The following is a 22,272-nucleotide window of genomic DNA, read 5'->3' on the forward strand; positions in this document are numbered from 1 at the left end:
TTTTTCGCAGGACTACGTTGCGATGTTATTGCGGGACTTAAGAGTCGCTCAAGAATATTTGGATCCTCTGTCACCTCATGAGAGGAGGTATTGCTTTTACTGGAATCAATGACAAGATCACTCATACACCACCACATCACCAGCTTTTAAACCGGTCTCGACGACCACTGAATCTGCCTGGGCGGCTCCTGTTGTAATGACTCGCTTCTCTAGAGCGCCTGACTTAGTTTGTAAACTAACAATACTTTGTCCTTTTTCGCGTTTAATTGCAGCAATAGGAATAATGAGCTGCTTGCCGTTATCCACACTTAACTCAATGGATGCACTCATACCCACTTTGATCCATTTCTGCTCCTCAGGGGTTAACTTTTTCACCTCAACTACCGCTGTAAAAAAGGGTAATCCATTATTATTCGAGGCTTGTGCATTCACTGCTACCAATTGTCCTTTTAATTGATATTTACCAAAGGCAACACCACTCACGATGGCATTCATACCTGCTTGGATTTGGGTTATATCGATTTCTGGAACATCAATTTCAATACTGATCCCGGATAAATCACCAATCAAGCCAATAACCTGACCTGATTTAACTGTCGAGCCTACGGTAGCACGCACACTTTTATCTTCTCCGGCTTTAGGAGGATAGAGTAGGACTCCATCTCGCGGTGATTTTAAATGAATCATATTATGATTAGATGCTAAAATTTTTTTAATTTTATCGAAATCAGCCAAACTTAATGCAGATAAATTTTTGGGGCTATTTTCATCCAGTTTTTCCAACATTTCCGTTAGTTTACGAGTAGATTGCATTAAAGTAACCCGCGCCGTGTCCACATTCGATTTCTCACTCATGTAATTATTTTTGGATAATAAACCTGCATCCCATAAATCTTGAGTCCCAACAAATTTAGCTTTAGCGATGGTGTAACTGTCTTTGGCTTTTAGATATTCCGTTAAGGTGTCATTAAATTGTCTCTGCAACTCGGTTGAGTTTAAAGTTAAAATCACATCGCCTTTGTTAATCAATTGCCCATAATGAAAATTCATTGTTTCGACCACCGCTTCCATTGGACTGGCTATCGTATTTTCATGTAAAGGCTGCACTGTTCCGGTAAAATGGAGCGTCTTATGCATGGTCTGTTCTTCGACTTTATGCTGATGTAACGCCACTTTTTTTTGCTCCTCATGATGCCCGCATGAAGACAAAAGCAACCCGATTAATAATAAAATGATGACTTTTGACGTGATTAAATACCTATTCATCCACCATACCTTAATTTAATTTGCCAATGATTCAGTGTGGTTCCCAAGATTCTTTGCAGGTTGGATATCTGATTTAGATATGCAATTTTTGCATTGATTAATCCAGATTGAGCCTGAATCAGCTGATTTTGAGTGTTATTTACATCCAACGCACTGGATATTCCCGCTTGTTGTTTTTTCTTCTCCAATGCATAAGATTGCTCCGCTAATTTCACTTGTTTTAGCGCTAATTGATAACGTTTTGCCAAACTTCTTATATTATTAATGGTATTGGTTACATTAGTTATTAATGCTCGTTTGGTAGCAAGTAAATTTAACCGGTCTTTTTCCAAGCGCACTTTAGCATTAATTAATTGACTGCGACGACTGATGTCATGCAAGGGAACGGTTAGGGTCACACGAGCTGCCTCGGTGATGTTATTTCCATTATAAATGCCATTAAATCCTCCATTTACACCCGTCACATCATTTACAACCCCACTTTGAATATTACCTGACACATCCAACTGCCATAATTGTTGATTTTTAGCCACTTTATAAGCACGCTCATCGGCGCGTAATGTCATCTTTTGTGCTAAATAAACTGTGTTATGATTCAACGCTTGCTCAATCGACTGTTGCAAATTAGGAACAGCAAGCTTTTCTAATGCAACGTCACTAGGAACGGATATATGCATCTCGGGATCCAAGCCAATAGTTTGCAAAAGATCTTGAGCTGACGTTTCAAAATCGTTTTCCGCTTGTTCCACCATCAAACTTAAGGATTCTATTTGGTAAGACTGCTGAATATTACCGGTGGGTTCTAGTTGACCTGCCTTTATTTTTTTCTCATTAATTTCATACGATTTTTTGGCTTCTTTTAATTGCAAACGCTGATTCTGCAAATTGTTTCCACTTAAAATAAGCATCCGATAAGCCACAATAACTTGGGTGACTTGATCCGCCACCGATTGCTGCAAGTTCAATTTGTTCAGCCATTCGTTGTCCTTAGCATCTAAAAGCGCAGCTTCATTTACTGCCTTTCCAAAACCGCGTAATAATGGCTGGGTCAAAGAAAAATTCAATACGGGATTGTAATTGTTATTTTCATTGACGTTATTATTTATTGATAAATTAGCTTCCGTGCCTAACTTTGTTTTCAAATTAAACTCAGGACTACCTAGGAGCGTACGCGTTGTATCACTACCCACGCCATTAAACCTACTTTTTTGGATTACTCCAGAAGCACCCAAAGCGTATTGCAATTCAAACTGATTATTTGCCAAGCGCAATTGATAACGTTGTACAATTCGATCCAATTCAGCATTTTGAATATTGGAGTTATATCGTAAAGCCAACAAAATTGCTTCTCTTAAACTCAAGTGATGGATGGTTTTACTTCGCGATGCAGGAGAGGTTGGCAGCTCTATCCAATTGTGCAACATAAACTCTGGATTCTCTATTGCTTTTTGTAGCCGTTCCTCTGCTTGTTTTACGTTTACATCTTCTGTAGTAGAGAGACACCAAGCTTTAGATCCAAACAGGCAACAGAGGAAGAACAACATAACTGCTCTCCCCAAAACATGCATATAGGATAAACGTATGGAGCTAAATTTATTTAGTAACATCATTTTTTGTTCCACACTGCAAATCGTTGCATATCCTGCAAGCGCAATGCAGTTAATTGGCCGCCCCACAGACATCCGGTATCTATTGCATGAATTTTAGGATGAGGACATTCCCCCATTAAAGCAGCCCAATGCCCAAATACAATATCCGCATCAATTTCTTTACGATGAGGTACTTCATACCAAGGATAAAGATTTGCTGGCGCTTGAGCAATAGTTCCTTTATAACTCAACTCGAGTTTTCCTTGGGCATCACAAAAACGCATGCGTGTATAATAGTTAGTAATTAACCGTAGCCTGTCCATGCCTTGTAAATCACCAGACCACCTATCCGGCTGATTACCATATAAAAGCGATAAAAAATCGCGATAGCTATCCCCCGCAAGCACTTCTTCAAGTTCTTGGGCACATTGTATTGCTTGTGATAAATCCCATAAAGGACAAATTCCAGCATGACACATCACCACATTAAGTTCTGGTGAGTAATACAAAATGGATTGCATTCTCAACCAATGACCTAGAGCTTCTCCATCACTAGCCTGCATCACTTCGTGCAAGGTATCATCATGACCTTTCCATGGCCTATCACCAAATAATGTAGCTAATAAATGTAAATCATGATTGCCTAAAGTCACTCTTGGCGTAACAGGTAAGGAACTAACAAAACGTAAGACCGCTAAAGAATCAGGACCACGATTCACCAAGTCACCAACGAACCATAAACGATCCGCTTTATCATCAAAATCGATTAACTCCAACAGTCGTTGTAATGGCTCGTAACAACCCTGCACATCACCAATTGCATAATCAGGCACCGTTTTTTGCTCCCGGCCTTAATGCACTCCCTTCGTTTTCAATCGCATGCCATTTTCCAGTGGCATCTAATTTGTGCAACGAGTTGGTCAAACCAATATTTTGTTGCTGGGTAAGTTGACTGCTAAATTGTGCTTTATGAATCAATTCTGTTGCAGACATGGACTCTACTTTTCCTGTATTCGGATTAGCCACTTTTACTGATTCAGGCAAAGCGAGCGCATACTTGGAAAATACAACGCCCCCCTCCATTTTTCCTTTAATATCAAATCGACTTAATACACCACCATCAGCAGCACGATTATGCAAGCCCAAAGATAAAAATCCATTTTGAGCCGCTTGCCAATTTTTATATTCAGGATGTTCGCGTACGAATAATTGAAACATTTCCGCACACATCAATAGACCTCCGGGAACCATAAATAATGGGGCTTTATTGATCATAATCCGGCCTGCGTCCAGAGCCTTAATCATCCATTGAATAAACTCCATGCCTACAGCCTGTTCTTTCTCTAACAAGGTTTCTGGCTGGCCACCAGAAAATGTACCCGCGCGGTAACGCCCGCCCCCATAAGCAGCGGCAAGGCCTCGCGTCATAAATTCAAGTAAATAACGCTGAATCGCAATAGCTTCCGCGCGAATTAATATGGCTCCCAAAGTACCCGCAGAGCGCTCGTCTTCATTTAATAAGGCCAGCCACACTTCAAGAACGTCAGAGTTAGAGGCGATCCAAGCAAAACCACTACCTGGCATTATTGCTCTTGCTAACAATAAATTCAGACGACGTCGAAATTCAATTTCAGGTTCTTTTTGAAACTCATAAAAGTAATAAATCCCCGTGCTGGTCATACTTTCAAGCAAGGGATTCCATTCCTTTAAAAATTGACCATTTGTATCATAGAAGCTAACACGGAAATCAACAAATAACTTGCCTATGCCTTGAAGTAGTGCAGCTGAAAAAAGAGCATATTGCCAAAGTTTTTGCTCCTCGGATAATAATTCTGGCTGATCTTGTACCATAAATTCTTGAAAAAGACTCAACGCCGCTTCCGTACGGTTCAGTGCATGATCCACTAAGCCGCCCTGCTGCGAATAATAACTGTTCGCTGTCTCAGGTAAATTTTGGCAATAGTGAACTAAATTATCGATAAGAATGCCGCATAAGCTATCATATCGTGCCGTTTCCAGACCCGATAACATCCGCATCTTTTTTAATAAGATCTGTCTCTTGTCTTCCGACAAAAGAAGATTCGAATTGACGATGCGTGTTAAATCTTTTAAAGATTTACCTTGTGAAGACAAAGAACCTTTACGCTGACGTTGACGATGAAACAAAGCCATCTCCATAATAATTTAATAACTCCAAGTTGAAAAAATTATATCCATGATGATTAATTTTACACTAATTGGAAATAAATTTCGCTAGTTGAACGTATTCCGAAATGGAAATTTGTTCTGGACGTTTACTTCCATCAACACCTAAAGTGCATAATTGCTCAGCCGTGATGATTCCCTTTAAGTTGTTATTCAACGTTTTACGACGCATGGAAAATGCATTAGCCACCAAACGCTCTAACTGCGCCATAGAAACCTTTTCAAAGGGTGAAACGCGATGGGGTACAAGACGAACCACCGCGGAATCTACTTTAGGCTGTGGATCAAAAGACTCAGGGGGAACGTCAAACAAATGCTCCACAGCACAATGATATTGCAACATTACCGTTAGTCGTCCATAAGCCTTACTACCCGGTTCTGCTGCCATTCGTTCTACTACTTCTTTTTGCAACATAAAATGCATGTCGTCGATACATGAGGCAAACTGCAATAAATGAATGAGCAAAGGAGTGGAAATATTATACGGTAAATTACCTACCACCCGTAAGCGAGGACCAAATTGGCTGTAATCAAGAGTCAACGCATCTGCACCAATCAAATGCAATTTCCCCTGAGCAATAGCTAGTTCCGAAAGATATTTTTGTAAATCGGTATCGATTTCAACTGCAGTTAGATGATTTAAACGGCGCAACAACGGCTCAGTTAAAGCACCAAGGCCAGGGCCAATTTCCAGTATATTATCTTCTGTTTGCGGATTAATAGCACGTACAATGCCATCAATAATATGTCGACTTTGTAGAAAATTCTGGCCAAAGCGCTTACGCGGGCTATGCCTCACCATTTATCCCCATAAAGTAAAAGCCAATTATAACGTGCATCCTCAATAAAAAGTAGCCTCCAGAAAGGAAAGGAACTCTCCCGGTTTACCACTACTAGACGCAATATACGTGGAATCCAAGTAATCAAATTTATATAGCATAATCTTCAAAAATTGGTGTAAAATTCGCCCACTATGAACAAGGCTGGAATCACTATGGCTTATAGAAAAATGTTAAAATCCAAAATCCATCGTGCTTGTGTCACGGAAGCTGATTTGGATTATGAGGGAAGTATTACTATTTCCCCTGAACTGCTTAAGGCAGCAAACATATTACCTTACGAAGCAGTCAATGTCTGGAACATCACGGCAGGAACGCGATTTGAAACTTATGCGATTACCGGCAGACCAGGGTCTACTGAAATTTGTGTTAATGGGGCAGCAGCACATTTAGTAACTCCAGGAGATTTAATTATTATTGCTTCCTTTACTCAAGTACTAGAAGAAGAATGTGAAAGCCTAGTTCCTACGGTTGTTTTTGTCGATCAATTTAATCGTTTAAGAGAAATTCGACCCGAAAAAATCGGAATTAAAAACAAAGGAATTAAAGAGCTTGCCGAGGCTTAAAAAACGTCCCTCTCTCAATTTGGGAGAGGGTGAAGAACAGTTTCTATATTCATAAAGACCCCATGTTAAATCATCTTTTAGAACTACGACGTCGTGGATTGCAAACTCTCATTTGGTTTGGCAGCTTATTTTTTATTTTCTTCTTTCTTGCTAATGATTTATACCAAACCCTAGTTAACCCACTACTGCGTACTCTTTCGGCTCAAGAAAGTTTAATTGCTACCCATATAACATCCCCTATATTTACGCCACTAAAACTTGCTGCTGATGCAGCCATGTTACTTAGCGCCCCCTTTGCTTTATTTCAACTTTGGCGTTTTATAAGTCCCGGCCTTTATCAAAGAGAACAAACCACTCTACGTATCACCCTAATCTTTAGTCTTTTGTTGTTTCTTGCCGGAGTCTTGTTTTGCTTTTATCTGGTTTTGCCATTCATGTTTCATTTTTTCGCACATGCCTTACCTAAAGGAGTGCGTTATATGCCTGACATGGCCTATGCTCTTGATTTTATCACTAGGATGCTCATGATCTTCGGATTTTGCTTTCAGGTACCCTTGCTTTGTTTTGTGCTTGTGCGCTTAAAAATTATTGAGGTAATCACCTTAAAAAAAATCAGACCTTATGTCATTGTTGGCGCTTTTATTGTAGGCATGCTACTTACTCCTCCCGATGTTTTTTCTCAAATAATGTTGGCGGTCCCCCTTTGCCTTCTTTATGAGATAGGCATTATTTTAGCTGTTTACTTTATTTAACTCTTTATGAGTTTATTTTAAACATAATAACTGTTTCTTAATAATCAGTTAATAAATGCGCTCTATAATGCGCACGATTTTATCATTTAGATGTGAGTATAAGAAATGATCAGTAAAGAAGAATTAATCCTCCAGCATCAAAATAAACAAAAACAAATTGAAGAACGAAAAGAAATAATCGTGGGGTTACAGCAGCAAATAGCTGAAAAACAAAAGACATTACAAACACTGAATCAAAAAAACATTACACTTATAGAACAAGACGTTCCCTCCGCTTTAACTCTAGCAAAAACCCTTTTGAACCCATCAGTACGATTAAATACAGACGTGAAACAAGACGTCTTGGATTATATCCAAGAACTAGTAACCACGCTAAGCAAGGAAAAACAACACAATCAAGAACTCCTAGAAAAATCAAGAAAGTTAAATACGTTATTAGAACAAGTCAATGAACATCTAAAAAGCGGCTATAACAAAAACACACTTGTAGATCTTACCGATAAAGCAGAGATTAAAAGTGCACAACATCCGAAAAACACTGGATTTGCCTTATTACTGGAAATACTGGAAGAGAATCCTAGCAAATACAAATGGACTTGGGACAAAACAGATAGAGAGAACTTATTGCAAGTTGTGCCCCAAAAACTTTACCAAGTTGCTTATATGCTTGAAGTGGACCAAGAAACTGCAAAAGACATAACTTTGGGTTTAGAAAAATTAGAACAAATTAAAACAAAATTAGTTAAAAACTATGAGGAACTCGATACAATCCCCGAGGAAATTGTTCAACTTAATAATGAAAGTAGGATACAAACAGAAGCCGTTGAAGAACTTAATGCACAACTTGAAGTACTGGAACGACAAATTAAAGAACTCGAAGAGCGAGAAAGACAGGAACAACAAGAGAAACTAAAACTGGAACAACAAAGACAAGAACCTGAGAACGAAAGGCGAAAACAAGAAAGACCGATTCACGTAAGGAAAGACCATCCGAGTCACATAAAACGGCAAAAACCAAAAGTAGACGAGGTAAAAAAAGAGCGAGAAGCACTAGTCCTTGAGCTTAAAAAGGAACTCACCACGTACGTCAATGGCCGAAATCAACATTATTATCCTAAGGATTTTTTCCTTCCTAGAGATAAAAAGACTCGCGATCAATTTATAGAACTTCTAGTTAATGAAAAAAAGGGGTTATTTAACAAATACATTGCATCCGGCAATAGTCAGGAATTGCTCAAAATAATTACTACTAAAATTGATAAATTTCATGGCATCAAAATGCAAGCCGCCCTTAACCGAATTGTGGTGAAACTTATAGAAGCAGACCTAAAACCGCCAATAATCAACGATCCCGCTGCAAAACCAGAAAATGTGATTTCCTTCTTTAAGAAAAAAGGGGGCAAATATGCACAATATGCTGCAAAAATGGTAGAACTATATACAAATATTGACGGCATGAGGGTTTATGCAAAAACTTTACCTCCCGAAGAACAGAAAGTAATTTCCCAGCTTATTGATGCGCTTAAAAACGATGTCGATCAATTTATCAGTCACAACCCGGAACAACTTCCAAGCAATGTATCCTATCAAAAATTTAAAATGACAGTTAAAGCAAGATTACATAGTCATGATGACCTCATGAGTGGGCACCGCTCATGGCAAGATACCATCCTTAATGTTTTGCTTAGTGTCATTACCATTGGGAAATTACTCTACTCAAAAGCAATAACAAAGAGAGCCTCTTTATTCTTTGATAAGGCTGAAGACCAAAAAGGAATAGAAGCTCCAGTTGATGGGACCCTTGAAGATCTCGGCACCATTTTAACGGCGGGCTAATGGAGCCTAAACTTATATTGTTTTAAGTAATTTATTATCTTAACCCGGGACTCGCTGCCTACCTCGAATTGGGCAACCCGGGTTAACTACACTCTATACCAATTAAAATTTACTGATTCCATTTTTTGATCTTAAGCTTCTTTTATTTTTACCGATATATTATTCAAGACGCCCAACAAAGAGGCTTATATGAATAAAATTGCACAATTCAACATCGGAGATTTAGTGATTCACAAACACAGTCGCTACAGAGCAATTGTAGTGGATGTGGATCCCTTATTTCAGGCATCAGGACGCTATAATCCACAAGCACCAAAACGTGAATTTGCCACTCGAAACCCTTGGTATCGTTTATTAGTTGATGACAGCAGTCAAATTACATATGTTGAAGAGTGCATGCTAATCGCAGACACAAGCAAAATGCCAATTAATAATCCCCATATTGGATATTATTTAAAAGAAAAGGAAGGACATTATAAAAATGCAAATCCTCCCCATTAGTACTAATTGTAACCTTGGTGACGTAAAGCAGGTCAGTGTCACTAGGATACGTCATCTCAAACGTAGTGCTTCCAAATTCACCCTATGTTTTCCTTGATAGCCACTATGCCCTACGTGCTGCGACTTGTTCGCAGCATCCAGGAAAAAGAAAGCTTAGTGCCTCAATCCCTAGATCCCGCGGACAAGCGGCGGGACGTGGGTATTGTTATAGGTCAAGTAAAACTTAAGGTGAATTAGAAGACGTAGTAAGGGATCTTCAGTTGGGTGTGTTAAGAGTACCAAAGCGAAACCAGTTATCTTCTGTACACCCGAGTTCCGCTTTTAGCTCATGTTTCTAGGTGTTTCTTAAAATTAAAACTAAGAGCGCTATGAAACCAATTAAAACAAGCGCCAAAACCCCCATGGTATAAAAACTTTTATTTAGATTTTCCTTACTAAATTGCTCAGGCCTTCCTTTGACTGTGCGGTACAAAATAAAAATGATCATTCCGGCACCAATAAGACCTAGAATTTGATATAAAGTCTCCATAAAAATCTTCCTTATTTTGCTTCAAAACTAAATGCATCTGAAAATAAATATGTAGGTGAAACGCCACTATTTACTAATGCATCACGCGTGCTATACACCATATCAAAAGGCCCGCTAATGACGATTTGCCATTCGCCAAGATCATGCGGATGTTTTGCAAGCACAAGCGAAACAAGAGGCACCGTATTGTCTTCTGAGACTGAAGAAACATAAGTAAACCGACTAACATGTGCCTGCCAGCTCGTTACCTTCTCATCCATATATAAATCATTTTGCAAACGAGCCCCCCAAAATAACTCAAAAGGTCGAGTATCGGAAGTAGATAATAACTGCTCGATCATCGCTTTTACCGGTGCAAAACCAGTGCCACCCGCGATAAATAATATAGGAGGTTGCGGATGTAAATGTTCAATGGAACACTCACCAAAAGGTAAACGAATAGTTACAGAACCATACTCCTTTATATGAGCAAATAGTCGCTGGTTATAAGGGTTGTCCAAACTATGACGAATGTGCAATTCATACTTATGCGATCCTAATGGAGCATTCGCAATGGAATAGCTAAATGCTTCCTCACCAAAAAGAATTTGCAGATATTGACCCGCTTGGTAGGGTATGTATCGTTCAGGTGCTAAAATCAAACGCATTATGCTGTCAGTAAGCGGGGAAATATCCTCTACATGAGCTTTAATTGTTTTTTCCTTCATTCATCTAACCCCAGAGAAGACCAATATCCATTAACCTTTTTTAGAATCTCTTCATCCATCACAATAGGCTCACCCCATTCTCTTTGTGTTTCGCCTGGCCATTTATTAGTTGCATCCATTCCTATTTTTGAACCCAAACCAGAAACAGGTGAAGCAAAATCCAAATAATCAATTGGTGTATTTTCCATCATTACGGTATCTCGTGCAGGATCCATACGCGTAGTCATTGCCCAAATCACATCCTGCCAATTGCGTGCATTAATATCATCATCACAGACGATTACAAATTTGGTATACATAAATTGTCTTAAAAAAGACCAAACCGCCATCATAATTCGCTTCGCATGACCAGGATACTGCTTCTTCATTGTGACTACTGCCAAACGATAAGAACATCCTTCTGGTGGCAAATAGAAATCAACAATCTCTGGGAATTGTTTTTGTAACAAAGGAATAAATACTTCATTTAATGCAACACCTAAAATTGCTGGCTCATCAGGTGGTCGACCAGTATAGGTACTATGATAAATGGGATTATCTCGATGAGTAATACGTTCTACAGTAAACACAGGAAACGATTGGACTTCATTATAATAACCTGTGTGATCTCCGTACGGTCCTTCAGGAGCTTCTACCCCAGGCTCTAAATAACCTTCTAAAACAATTTCCGCACTCGCTGGAACATGGAGGTCATTCCCAATGCACCGCGTTAATCGAGTCCGTTGGCCGCGCAATAAGCCAGCAAAGGCATACTCAGACAAAGTATCAGGTACCGGCGTCACAGCAGCAAGTATCGTTGCAGGATCGGCCCCTAAAGTCACGGAAACTGGAAAACGTTCACCCGGATAAGCCTGTTGCCATGCGAAGTAGTCCAATGCTCCCCCACGATGGGATAACCAACGCATAATCAATTGATTCTTATTCAACAATTGTTGTCGATAAATCCCCATGTTTTCACGGGTTTGATGAGGTCCTTTGGTAGTTACAAGCCCCCAAGTTATTAGGGGTGCTGCATCTTTAGGCCAGCACGTTTGAATAGGTAAAGAAGTAAGATCTACTTCATCTTTTTCCCAAACATGAGTTTGGCATTCTGCACCGCTTACATATTTTGGTGCCATATTTAATGCTTGTTTTAACAACGGAAGTTTATTAAACGCGTCTTTAAAGCCTTTGGGGGGATCGGGTTCTTTTAGAGCAGCCAATAATTTGCCTACTTCCCTTAATGCACTAATACTGTCCTCCCCCATTCCCATTGCTACACGTTCAACGGTACCAAACAAATTGGTTAAAACCGGCATTTTATGATGCGGAAGATTGGTAAAGAGAAGCGCTGGGCCGCCAGAACGTAGAACCCGATCACTCACTGCGGTCATTTCAAGATACGGCGATACAGGGTAGGTTATGCGTTTTAATAAATTACGTGATTCCAATTGTGCAATAAAATCTCTTAGATCAGAGTATTTCATTAATTATCCCCTAGAGTAGCCTGGGTAAAGGCGCAGCTGCATTCCATTTAAGTTAGTAGCTTTTGACTTATCCCTGCGGCGTGTCCTCGGGATATAAAACATTTAGTCCTTGAACTTGATGGTCGTAAGGACAGCCATAACCTGGAGAAAGTTTATAGCAAAACTAAAAAATAAACCTTCTTTCAAAGCTCAAAACTGCTTTGTGAATTCAGTTTTTATCTTACTTATTTTTCAAATGACAGTTCTAAAAAGAATGAAACCATTCCCGGGCTAGGCTACGCCTTCACCCAGGCTACAATTTTTATAACAGATGCTATTCTTGACGTTTCATTGCATCAAAGAATTCAGCATTGGTTTTATGGTTCTTCATGCGCTCAAGCAAGAACTCAATCGCATCGCACTCATCCATAGATTGCAGAATTTTACGCAATATCCAAGTACGTTGTAGATCTTCTGGACTTAATAATAGATCTTCACGACGTGTACCTGAGCGATTAATATTAATCGCAGGGAACACACGACGTTCAGCAATATTACGACTCAAGTGAATTTCCATGTTACCGGTTCCCTTGAATTCTTCGTAAATCACTTCATCCATTTTTGAGCCAGTATCCACTAGAGCCGTAGCAATAATAGTCAGGCTGCCACCCTCTTCTATATTACGTGCAGCACCATATAGACGCTTAGGTCTTTGCAATGCATTCGCATCGACACCACCAGTCAATACCTTACCAGAAGAAGGAATCACGGTGTTGTACGCACGGGCTAAACGAGTAATTGAGTCAAGTAAAATAACCACATCACGTTTGTGTTCAACTAAGCGCTTGGCTTTTTCAATCACCATTTCAGCAACTTGAACGTGGCGGTTAGCGGGCTCATCAAAGGTACTGGCAACTACCTCACCTTTTACAGAACGCTGCATTTCGGTTACTTCTTCAGGACGCTCATCAATCAGTAATACAATGAGGTAACATTCTGGGTAATTCTTTTCTATAGAACGTGCAATATTTTGCAACATTAATGTTTTACCCGCTTTGGGTGGAGAAACAATCAGACCACGTTGTCCTCGACCAAATGGAGCACATAAATCAACAACTCGTGCGGTCAAATCTTCAGTGCTGCCATTTCCTTGTTCCATCACCAGGCGCTCTGTAGCAAACAGAGGGGTAAGGTTTTCAAATAAAATTTTCCTTTTGGCACTATCAGGTGAATCATAGTTGATTTCATCAACTTTCAACAAAGCAAAATAACGTTCGCTGTCTTTGGGAGGACGAATTTTACCGGAAATAGTATCTCCAGAACGCAAACCAAAACGTCTGATTTGGCTAGGTGATACATAAATGTCATCAGGGCCTGCCAAATAAGAACCATCGGCAGAACGCAAGAAACCAAAACCATCCGTCAGGACTTCTAAAACACCATCACCGTGGATGTCTTCACCCTTTAAGGCATGAGCTTTAAGAATGGCAAAAATAATTTCTTGTTTGCGCATACGGGAAGGATTCTCGACACCAATCTCTTGTGCGATGTTAAAAAGATCGGCAATAGGCAATTGCTTAAGTTCACTAAGATTCATACTTCTCACTTGATTTGTTGATTAATCGAATTGGGTATCCGGGAAAAATATTATTAAGAATAGCAGCTAAGGATTCTGCTGCCTATGTGATATATTCAAAATTATATCACATATTGCAGACAGGCTATCACAGCTTTAGTAAAAGATACAACATTTTTTATATAGAAAAATAAAAAATTAAACGTGACTCTCAACAAAAGCACTTAATTGAGATTTTGAAAGCAAACCCATTTTAACTGCTTCAACTTGACCATTTTTAAATAAAATCAATGTAGGAATACTCATCACCCCAAACTTTGCAGGAGTTTGTGGATGTTCATCAATATTGATTTTGGCAAAAGTTACTTGCTCTCCATGAGTAGCAGCTACTTCTTCCAATATAGGGGTCAATGCACGGCATGGACCACACCACTCAGCCCAAAAATCAACTAATACAGGCTTATTTGCATTGATTACATCGTTTTCGAAGCTTGCATCTGTTATCGTTTTAATAAGATCACTCATGTTCAACCTCTGTTGTTTAAAATTCGTTAATTGCCAACCCTCACTGCATCATGGGTAATGGCATAGTTTGAATGAAAAATTTTCTGAATCGATCACATCATCTTAACTATAGTCAAAAGATTTGTCATTCAAACTGCGCCTAAACTCACCATTTTTCACGGTTTTTGCTGCAAGAGAAACTGGCCCACAAATTCTATTATAGATCACCACCTACGGCTTGCAACACACTTAACGCAGTAATCGCAGCAGTTTCCGTTCGTAAAATTCTTGGGCCTAAGGATAGAGGCTGAAACCTGTGCTTACAAGCAAATTGGACTTCATGCTCACTTAGCCCTCCTTCAGGACCAATAAGCAAATCAATCGCAGACGAACCAATCGCATAATCGCGCCAATTTTTATTTTCACCTGGATGTAAGATAAACCGTAACTCTGCTTGCGCCGCATGCATATAATCATCTAGGGACATTGGGGTATGTACTAGGGGAACTGTATTACGCCCGGATTGTTCACAAGCAGCAATGACAATCGCTTGCCATTGGTGCAGTTTTTTTGCCATGCGCTCCTTATCTAGCTTGACGACACAACGCTCAGTAATAATAGGAGTAATGCTCGCTACGCCCAATTCGACCGCCTTTTGCATTACAAACTCCATACGCTCCCCCTTGGAAATGGCTTGCGCTAAATGAATGGCTAAGGGCGACTCTCGGCTTACCTGTTTGCTCGGGCCAATACGTACAATAACCTGTTTCTTCTTAACTGATTCTATGGTAGCAGCAAATTCGTAATCATCACCACAAAATAAAGTAAGCGGCTCACCAGGCTGCATGCGCAAAACAACGCCAACATGCTGACTGGCTTCGGGAGATAATTCTAAATGCTGACCTGGATGATAGTTTCCAGACTGATAAATGCGTACTGCTCTCATGTGTTTATTGATTCTCTTACGTACCCTGGGTTGCGCTTGTTGCATCCAAAGTGCGTATCTGTAATTGCCAATACTATAACAAAAATTACTTATTTTTGCCCCATGTGATAGAATTTTTTATTTCATCAAACGCATTAAGGAAATTAAAAACCATGAGCAAAACACGCATAGAATCTGACAGCATGGGTGAAATTGCTGTTCCTGCCAATAAGTATTGGGGAGCACAAACCGAACGATCATTACATCATTTTAATATAGGCAAGGACATTATGCCGCGCGAAGTCACTCATGCCTTTGGAATCTTAAAAAAGGCTGCTGCATTAACAAACTTAGACTTAGGAAAATTACCTAAAGATAAAGCTGATTTAATTATTCAAGCTGCCGATGAAGTCAGCAAAGGGATGTTAGATGATCATTTTCCTTTGCATGTATGGCAAACTGGAAGCGGCACCCAATCCAATATGAATGCGAATGAGGTCATCTCGAATCGTGCTATTGAATTGGCTGGCGGAACCATGGGAAGTAAATCACCTGTTCATCCTAACGATCATGTGAATATGTCTCAATCTTCAAATGATACATTCCCAACCGCCATGCATATTGCAGCGGCTATTGCGTTCAATAAGAAACTAATCCCCGCAGTAAAAAACTTACGTGATGCCTTTGCTGTCAAAATGGCTGCATTTAAAGATATAGTCAAAATAGGCCGGACTCATTTACAAGATGCAGTTCCTATCACGTTAGGCCAGGAATTTTCGGGGTACGTTGCCCAGCTTGATGCCTGCCTCCATCGCCTTGAAGGGGTATTGCCCGAATTATATGAATTGGCTGCGGGTGGAACGGCAGTAGGAACAGGGTTAAACACCCATCCTCAATTCGCAACCAAAGTAGCCCAACATATTGCGCAAATAACCCAATTACCCTTTGTAACCGCAGATAATAAGTTTGCAGCACTAGCATCCCATGAACCTCTGGTGAATGCGCACGGCGCGATGAAAACACTGGCTTGTGCCTTAATGAAAATTGCAAATGACATTCGATGGTTAGCCTCCGGTCCACGTTGTGGTATTGGTGAATTAGTTATTCCAGAAAATGAACCAGGCTCTTCTATTATGCCAGGAAAAGTCAATCCTACTCAATGTGAAGCCATGACTATGGTTTGTGCGCAGGTTCTGGGAAATGATACCACTGTGGGTATAGCCGACAGCCAGGGTAATTTTGAACTGAATGTATTTAAACCTGTGATCATTTTTAATGTACTTCACTCGCTTAATTTGCTCGCCGATACTTGCCATTCATTCCAAGAGTTTTGCGCTGAGGGGATTGAGGCCAATCACAAGGTCATTGATTATTACTTACATCATTCCTTAATGCTCGTCACAGCGCTCAATCAACACATAGGCTATGATAAAGCAGCGAAAATTGCTAAAACTGCGCATCATGACAATTCTTCCTTACAAGAGGCAGCAGTCAAGCTGGGGATCTTAACGGCAGAACAGTTTGCGGAATGGGTCAGACCAGAAAAAATGATTGCCCCCGAATAATTCTTTTAGATAATCGCTTGAAAAAACTATGTGAATCTATTACATAGTTGCTCTGCTAATTTGGGGTATGTCTCCTTTATGAAGAAAACAGGCATACTCCTTGATAATCATTGGCTTATTCGAAGCAAAAATGGATTTTTTTGCTTCTAAAAATGCAAGGAGGGCTTATTAAAATATATAGGAAAATAAGGTTCAATAATGAAAGAAAAAAGTATTATTCATGCGCAAACTGTACTGCGGGATCATAAAAACGCAAGAACATCTCATCGCGGTCTTGAAAAAGATGGAAAGAAAATGAGTTTCTTTGGAGATTATGCTTCTCGACAATTTGTGCGAGATGAGATGATTAAAGATGGACTGGATTCAATGGAAATACAGAGAGAACTGGAAGAGGAACGTTTAGCCAGGGATGAAGGCTATAGTTTTAAATAGGAAAATTGCTTTCCCGCTTAGCAGCGGGAAAGTTAGATGCGCAACATTATTGTATTACAGGTATTTGTGGTGCAGCATTACGTTTTGGACCTGGAGTTGCTTTTTGAGTAGGATCTTTTGAAGCGTAGGTCTTTTGCGCTTTAGGTTTATTCGCCGTTTGTTGCTTGTTCTGAGTATTCATTTGTTCATAGCCTTGAGAATTCATTTGCTCTGAACGTTGCATATCCATACATGCACATAATCCCAAAGATAAAGCAATACCCAAACACCACTTAAGTGACTTTAAATTAAACATATTTTGCTCCCTGCTTTTGTTGTTCGAAAAATAAATATAAATTAAAAAATTTAAAATCACCACCTAAATCCAACAAGAATTTTTTTTTTTGATTAAAAATCATATAATCAGAATCAAACCACTTTCAATAAAGGACTAAATATGATTTATCCCAACATACTCGCCACCATTGGACAGACCCCTGTGGTAAAAATTAATCGTCTAGGTCGTGATCTCAATTGCGGACTGTATGCAAAATGTGAGTTTTTTAATCCAGGCGGTTCTGTTAAAGATCGTATTGGGTATGAAATGGTTGTTCATGCTGAGCGCGAGGGCCATATCAAGCCTGGTGACACGCTCATTGAGCCTACCTCTGGAAATACAGGAATAGGCATTGCGTTAGCAGGCGCTGTACTCGGCTATAAAATAATCATCACCATGCCCGAGAAAATGAGTCAGGAAAAACAGTCTGTACTTGAGCGCTTGGGAGCCAAAATTTATCGTACCCCAACAGAAGCCGCTTATGACGATCCGGAAAGCCATATTTCTTTAGCGAAACGCTTGCAAGCAGAAATTCCTAATTCTCATATCCTTGATCAGTATGCCAATCCCAATAATCCCAATGCCCATTATTATGGTACTGCTCAAGAAATTATTGAGGATTTTGGCAAAGACTTACATATGGTTGTTGCAGGGGTAGGTACTGGGGGTACAATTACGGGTATTGCCAGACGTCTTAAGGAATATAATCCCGAGATTAAGATTATTGGTGTGGATCCCGAAGGTTCCATTCTTGGTGGGGGTACTGAAATTAAATCCTATGACGTGGAAGGGATAGGTTATGACTTCTTCCCACAAGTTCTAGATAATAGTTTGATTGATAAATACATTAAAACGAATGATCTGGATTCATTTCGCACTGCAAGAGATTTAATTCGTGAAGAAGGTTTACTGGTAGGGGGCTCTTCTGGTGCGGCAATGTGGGCAGCGCTCCACGCGGCAAAATCCCTAAACAGTGATCAAAAATGTCTGGTTATTTTGCCTGACTCAATTCGGAATTACATGTCGAAATTTGCTAATGATGAATGGATGAAAGAGCACGGATTTCTGTAATTTCACAAATCTAGAAGGTAACCGTTCAGGGAATTGCTTGCATCTTGGGGAACGGTTGGATTTGAGTGAGTTGCGCGAAAATAATGTGAGATTTGCGAAGTGTTATTGTCGCGCAAGATATACCGCTCAGTGGATAGGGTGAACGCATACCTTAGGAGCAGAAAAGGGAATGTAGCGTATAAACCAGATTCTGCTTCGCTATACTTAAAAGTTTATCTCAATGTAACAGTAGATTGATTTTCTATTTGATCGAATAAACTATCAGGTTCAACTTGTTTTGTACTGATCCAACTCGCTAACGCATTTACTAGCAGTTCAATCGTTTGTTGTTCTCGTTCTTGTGGAATACCAGCAATAACAGGTTTTCTGTTTGATTGCTCAAGGGCAAACGATATAGTATTGTTCGTTTGCGCAGGTAAAAAGGTAATATAGAGTCCCATTAGTTGTTCCAGGGTTAATTCACCGGCAACAACCATGCTTAAAATAGTCTTACGCCATTGCTCATAAGACTGTAATAGCTGTTTATTGTCTTCTGCAATCAGCGTCATAATATCGCTTAAAGTTTCTCCCTGCTCTTTTGTATTTTCAATAGGTTTAGGAGCATTAATGGCTAATTGACCAACATATGCAAAATCTGCTTTATGTTTTACAGCGGGGAAATACTGATCCCCTTGAACTTGAATTACTAAATTAATTTTATTAGACATCATGCTTCTCCATCATATACATCTCTTCTTCTCAGTTCCTTTCCAAGTTCTTTAAAAGATAGCGTTACACTAATTCCCAGCACCTGAGCTAAGGCCTTTAAAGCACTTGATGGTAGTTCGACCTCTGGATCACGCAAATAACTTTTTGGTGTGTCAGCACTTAACCCATCAAATACTTCACGATACATTAATGGATGAGTATAGATCTCATCCACTGCAAGCTGGCGTAGCACATAAGCCATGCACTCCACTAACTCTGACTTTCGAGAAGTATTGAGCAACATACCCATACGTTCTGAAAGTGTTAAATAAGGTTGGTTACTTATATATTTGGGGAAATGAAGATAAAAGCGCTCCAAAATTTTTTTCAAGGTAGCATCATTACCTCGTTGGGAAATGCTTTGTAACGAATCAATCATTGCGACAGCAACGGCATGAAATTGCTCATTACCAACGTTGATAAAATTGTATTCTGCGCGTGGCCTAGCTTCATGATGTACATAAGCTCGGTTACTAAAAAAACCAGCCATAATGCTCTCCTACCCCTCAATATAACTTCATTCTAATGAATCAAAATTAAGGAAATATTAACTATAAACATCATAAGACATAATTTACAGTTACTCCCGATTTCTAGAAACAAAAACGTTAAACAAAAATAATACTTAACACTATAATTCTATACTACATGCGGAAATTTTACTCGATTATAATGCAATAAGACAGACTATTTATGCTTTATGATTATATGGGGTTAATGAGAAGAAATGCATTATAAGTTCGAAATAATAAGCATAGCCTTCTTTAAACTAATTAAATTGGAACAAAAAAGGATAAAACGAAACCATTTGGATACTTTGGAACAGGTAGCATCTCAACATGAGAATAAGATATACTAATTAGACTCTTATTTTTCTAAGGTTCTAGAGCAACAGCTAAAATCAGCTGCATATTTGAGAAGGATTTTACTCTTGGGCCATTCCATACTTTATTTTATTTGTTTGCTCCTTGTACTCTTAGCCTTACTTCTTCATTTAAGGTGCAAAAGCAAACAGCTCAGTGTTAGCCGGTGGCAAAAATCTTTAAATCTGCTAGAACACGCCCAAGTATTTCACCAAATTTACACGGATTCTAACGGCTTTATTCTTTCTCGAAATGCGCGCCAGAAGCATGATGCAATGGAATATGCTTATGGAGAAATTGAGTTCTTATCATTTATCGCACTGTTGTCCTTAACCAACCCAGATGAAAACACGGTATTTTATGACTTGGGCTCAGGGATAGGGAAAGCGGTTTTAGCCTGCAGCATGGTTTTTCCCGTCCGCAAAAGTGTTGGAATCGAATTATTCCCCGAACTGTACTTTGATGCATGCCTACGGGTCAAGCAATTGGCAGCATTGAAGAACTATACTGAGCACGCTAAAAAGATTCAGTTTATTTTAGGTGATTTTCTTGAAGCGAATCTAACAGAGGCAACGCTTGTTTTTATTAATTCCACTGCGTTTATTGGTCCCATATGGGAAAACCTCTGCGCCAAACTGGATAAGCTTCCACAACTGAGTACCGTAATTACAACCAGCAAAACATTATCCTGTACTCATTTTACTGTAACAGCGCATACTAAAGTTGAAATGAGTTGGGGCGTGGTTTTTGCCTATATTCATACTCGAAAAACAACTTTTGACTAACTGTCTTGAAAATATTGAATAATTTTTTTCCCAGTCTATACTTATAAAACAAGGGACCATTGTCAGCACCTAATCTGTATTGGTAGCAGACTTTGAAACACGCGACAACACGAGGTGGGTATGATCAAATCGGAACTCATTGAACACATCGCTGCTCGAATGACGCATCTTACTGAAAAGCAAGTGGCTGATGGCATAAATAGAATATTGGAATTAATGAGTGATGCACTCATTAAAAATCAAAGAATAGAAATCCGGGGATTCGGCAGTTTTTCTCTTCATTATAGACCGCCACGTAATGCCCATAATCCCAAAACAGGTGAAAAAGTAGTGACTAAAGCAAAATACAGTCCGCACTTTAAGCCGGGGAAAGAATTACGTGAACGCGTTGATGCATCGCGTGATAAGTACAAATTACCTGATGAAGAGTAAGGTGTATTTGTTTTTATATCCTATATTAGCCTGAGCAGGAGCCCCAGGAACTTCATGTCCAAAACCCAGGGCTGGCTCAAGTAAATAATTTGTGTCATTCCCGCGCAAGCGGGAACGAAGCCCTTTCTTAGCCTAATGGCAATAGTTGCCAACCCACCGGGTTACAAAATTTTATTTATTCGCTAAATTTAAGTGCGAGGTAACGTAACGCCTGTTTGCCCCTGATATTTCCCACCGCGGTCACGATATGAAACAGCACAAACTTCAGAAGCCTCCAAAAATAGCATTTGCGCCACACCCTCATGCGCATAAATTTTAGCGGGTAATGTAGTAGTATTTGAAAACTCCAGCGTCACATGACCTTCCCACTCTGGTTCCAAAGGTGTCACATTTACGATAATCCCACAACGCGCATATGTCGACTTGCCAAGACAAATAGTTAGGATATTTCGGGGAATGCGAAAATACTCTACTGTTCTTGCTAAAGCAAAGGAGTTGGGAGGAATAATACACACATCGGACTGCACATCGACAAAACTGTTTTCATCAAAAGCTTTAGGATCCACAATCGCAGAATTTATATTAGTAAAAATTTTAAATTCATTCGCACAACGAACATCATATCCATAGCTGGACACACCATATGAAATAATTCGACCATTGTTATTTTCACGAACTTGTCCGGGTTGAAATGGAGATATCATTCCATGTTCAAGCGCCATTTTTTCTATCCATCTATCTGATTTAATCGACACAATAAAAACCTCATGAATTCTTCAAAAGGAGTGTTCTATCATAAAAGTCGGATAAACGAAAGATTG

At 39.5% G+C, this 22,272-nt stretch carries 24 protein-coding genes; 9 read left to right on the forward strand and 15 right to left on the reverse strand.

Annotation, left to right across the window (positions count from 1 at the left end; translation table 11 throughout):
• Positions 1–117: 117 nt before the first annotated feature.
• From ACWTEW_RS09610 to rsmA, 5 genes are read right to left on the reverse strand one after another with little or no spacing between them, the layout of a single operon-like run.
• The gene (locus tag ACWTEW_RS09610) at positions 118–1,266 is read right to left on the reverse strand and encodes an efflux RND transporter periplasmic adaptor subunit (RefSeq protein WP_454781464.1); all 1,149 of its coding nucleotides are present in this window, start codon (positions 1,264–1,266) and stop codon (positions 118–120) included.
• On the reverse strand, positions 1,263–2,876 hold the full coding sequence (locus tag ACWTEW_RS09615; protein ID WP_454781465.1) for a TolC family protein: 1,614 nt from the start codon (positions 2,874–2,876) through the stop codon (positions 1,263–1,265). Before ACWTEW_RS09615 ends, ACWTEW_RS09610 begins: the two co-directional genes overlap by 4 nt.
• A complete protein-coding gene (locus tag ACWTEW_RS09620; protein ID WP_454781466.1) occupies positions 2,873–3,688 on the reverse strand; it encodes a symmetrical bis(5'-nucleosyl)-tetraphosphatase in 816 nt (271 codons plus the stop codon). Before ACWTEW_RS09620 ends, ACWTEW_RS09615 begins: the two co-directional genes overlap by 4 nt.
• Positions 3,681–5,033, reverse strand: a complete 1,353-nt coding sequence (locus ACWTEW_RS09625) for a conjugal transfer nickase/helicase domain-containing protein (protein WP_454781467.1) — start codon at positions 5,031–5,033, stop codon at positions 3,681–3,683. Before ACWTEW_RS09625 ends, ACWTEW_RS09620 begins: the two co-directional genes overlap by 8 nt.
• Before the next feature lie 55 nt (positions 5,034–5,088).
• A complete protein-coding gene (gene rsmA / locus ACWTEW_RS09630) occupies positions 5,089–5,859 on the reverse strand; it encodes a 16S rRNA (adenine(1518)-N(6)/adenine(1519)-N(6))-dimethyltransferase RsmA (protein WP_454781708.1) in 771 nt (256 codons plus the stop codon).
• A 195-nt stretch (positions 5,860–6,054) separates the two neighbouring features.
• Here rsmA and panD point away from each other — a divergent pair, with 195 nt between their 5' ends.
• The 4 genes from panD (at position 6,055) to hspQ (ending at position 9,554) form a co-directional block, all read left to right on the forward strand.
• Positions 6,055–6,465, forward strand: a complete 411-nt coding sequence (panD, locus tag ACWTEW_RS09635) for an aspartate 1-decarboxylase (RefSeq protein ID WP_454781468.1) — start codon at positions 6,055–6,057, stop codon at positions 6,463–6,465.
• Between the two features lie 62 nt (positions 6,466–6,527).
• The gene (gene tatC, locus ACWTEW_RS09640; protein ID WP_454781709.1) at positions 6,528–7,217 is read left to right on the forward strand and encodes a twin-arginine translocase subunit TatC; all 690 of its coding nucleotides are present in this window, start codon (positions 6,528–6,530) and stop codon (positions 7,215–7,217) included.
• A 105-nt stretch (positions 7,218–7,322) separates the two neighbouring features.
• Entirely contained in the window at positions 7,323–9,053 is a 1,731-nt protein-coding gene (locus ACWTEW_RS09645; protein ID WP_454781469.1) for a hypothetical protein, read from the forward strand.
• Between the two features lie 189 nt (positions 9,054–9,242).
• Positions 9,243–9,554, forward strand: a complete 312-nt coding sequence (gene hspQ, locus ACWTEW_RS09650; protein WP_454781470.1) for a heat shock protein HspQ — start codon at positions 9,243–9,245, stop codon at positions 9,552–9,554.
• Positions 9,555–9,888: 334 nt separating this feature from the next.
• Here the strand turns inward: hspQ and ACWTEW_RS09655 are convergent, their stop codons facing one another.
• The 6 genes from ACWTEW_RS09655 to ACWTEW_RS09680 all read right to left on the reverse strand — a co-directional run bounded on the left by ACWTEW_RS09655 (position 9,889) and on the right by ACWTEW_RS09680 (position 15,261).
• Positions 9,889–10,083 (reverse strand): hypothetical protein, encoded by a 195-nt coding sequence (locus tag ACWTEW_RS09655; protein ID WP_454781471.1) that lies wholly within the window; start codon positions 10,081–10,083, stop codon positions 9,889–9,891.
• 11 nt (positions 10,084–10,094) lie between these two features.
• Entirely contained in the window at positions 10,095–10,790 is a 696-nt protein-coding gene (locus ACWTEW_RS09660; protein ID WP_454781472.1) for an NAD(P)H-flavin reductase, read from the reverse strand.
• Complete coding sequence (gene ubiD / locus ACWTEW_RS09665; protein WP_454781473.1) at positions 10,787–12,256, reverse strand: 4-hydroxy-3-polyprenylbenzoate decarboxylase; 1,470 nt, start codon at positions 12,254–12,256, stop codon at positions 10,787–10,789. Before ubiD ends, ACWTEW_RS09660 begins: the two co-directional genes overlap by 4 nt.
• Positions 12,257–12,569: 313 nt before the next feature.
• Positions 12,570–13,832, reverse strand: coding sequence for a transcription termination factor Rho (gene rho / locus ACWTEW_RS09670; protein WP_010652211.1), 1,263 nt, complete (start codon positions 13,830–13,832; stop codon positions 12,570–12,572).
• 177 nt (positions 13,833–14,009) lie between these two features.
• A complete protein-coding gene (gene trxA, locus ACWTEW_RS09675; RefSeq protein WP_454781474.1) occupies positions 14,010–14,336 on the reverse strand; it encodes a thioredoxin in 327 nt (108 codons plus the stop codon).
• A 196-nt stretch (positions 14,337–14,532) separates the two neighbouring features.
• Positions 14,533–15,261: a 16S rRNA (uracil(1498)-N(3))-methyltransferase gene (locus tag ACWTEW_RS09680; protein ID WP_454781475.1), complete on the reverse strand. Its 729-nt coding sequence runs from the start codon at positions 15,259–15,261 to the stop codon at positions 14,533–14,535.
• Between the two features lie 152 nt (positions 15,262–15,413).
• Between ACWTEW_RS09680 and fumC the strand changes: the two genes are divergently transcribed.
• Positions 15,414–16,805: a class II fumarate hydratase gene (fumC, locus tag ACWTEW_RS09685; RefSeq protein WP_454781476.1), complete on the forward strand. Its 1,392-nt coding sequence runs from the start codon at positions 15,414–15,416 to the stop codon at positions 16,803–16,805.
• Positions 16,806–17,003: 198 nt separating this feature from the next.
• Positions 17,004–17,237 carry a hypothetical protein gene (locus tag ACWTEW_RS09690; protein ID WP_454781477.1) on the forward strand — a complete coding sequence of 78 codons (234 nt, stop codon included), beginning with the start codon at positions 17,004–17,006 and terminating at the stop codon, positions 17,235–17,237.
• Positions 17,238–17,283: 46 nt separating this feature from the next.
• Here ACWTEW_RS09690 and ACWTEW_RS09695 read toward each other — a convergent pair whose 3' ends face one another.
• The gene (locus tag ACWTEW_RS09695; RefSeq protein ID WP_454781478.1) at positions 17,284–17,532 is read right to left on the reverse strand and encodes a hypothetical protein; all 249 of its coding nucleotides are present in this window, start codon (positions 17,530–17,532) and stop codon (positions 17,284–17,286) included.
• 141 nt (positions 17,533–17,673) lie between these two features.
• Here ACWTEW_RS09695 and ACWTEW_RS09700 point away from each other — a divergent pair, with 141 nt between their 5' ends.
• The gene (locus ACWTEW_RS09700; RefSeq protein ID WP_454781479.1) at positions 17,674–18,624 is read left to right on the forward strand and encodes a pyridoxal-phosphate dependent enzyme; all 951 of its coding nucleotides are present in this window, start codon (positions 17,674–17,676) and stop codon (positions 18,622–18,624) included.
• A 212-nt stretch (positions 18,625–18,836) separates the two neighbouring features.
• On the opposite strand, the gene ACWTEW_RS09705 is transcribed toward ACWTEW_RS09700, so the two are convergent.
• The gene (locus ACWTEW_RS09705) at positions 18,837–19,334 is read right to left on the reverse strand and encodes a hypothetical protein (protein WP_454781480.1); all 498 of its coding nucleotides are present in this window, start codon (positions 19,332–19,334) and stop codon (positions 18,837–18,839) included.
• Positions 19,331–19,861: a transposase gene (locus ACWTEW_RS09710; protein WP_454781481.1), complete on the reverse strand. Its 531-nt coding sequence runs from the start codon at positions 19,859–19,861 to the stop codon at positions 19,331–19,333. The genes ACWTEW_RS09705 and ACWTEW_RS09710 overlap by 4 nt, the downstream gene beginning before the upstream one ends.
• Positions 19,862–20,293: 432 nt before the next feature.
• On the opposite strand from ACWTEW_RS09710, the gene ACWTEW_RS09715 reads away from it, so the two are divergent.
• Positions 20,294–21,019: a class I SAM-dependent methyltransferase gene (locus tag ACWTEW_RS09715; protein WP_454781710.1), complete on the forward strand. Its 726-nt coding sequence runs from the start codon at positions 20,294–20,296 to the stop codon at positions 21,017–21,019.
• Between the two features lie 120 nt (positions 21,020–21,139).
• The gene (locus ACWTEW_RS09720) at positions 21,140–21,451 is read left to right on the forward strand and encodes an integration host factor subunit beta (protein WP_454781482.1); all 312 of its coding nucleotides are present in this window, start codon (positions 21,140–21,142) and stop codon (positions 21,449–21,451) included.
• A gap of 188 nt (positions 21,452–21,639) precedes the next feature.
• Here ACWTEW_RS09720 and dcd read toward each other — a convergent pair whose 3' ends face one another.
• On the reverse strand, positions 21,640–22,206 hold the full coding sequence (gene dcd / locus ACWTEW_RS09725; protein ID WP_182392172.1) for a dCTP deaminase: 567 nt from the start codon (positions 22,204–22,206) through the stop codon (positions 21,640–21,642).
• Positions 22,207–22,272: the final 66 nt, after the last annotated feature.

This window comes from Legionella stuttgartensis (genome assembly GCF_977063405.2).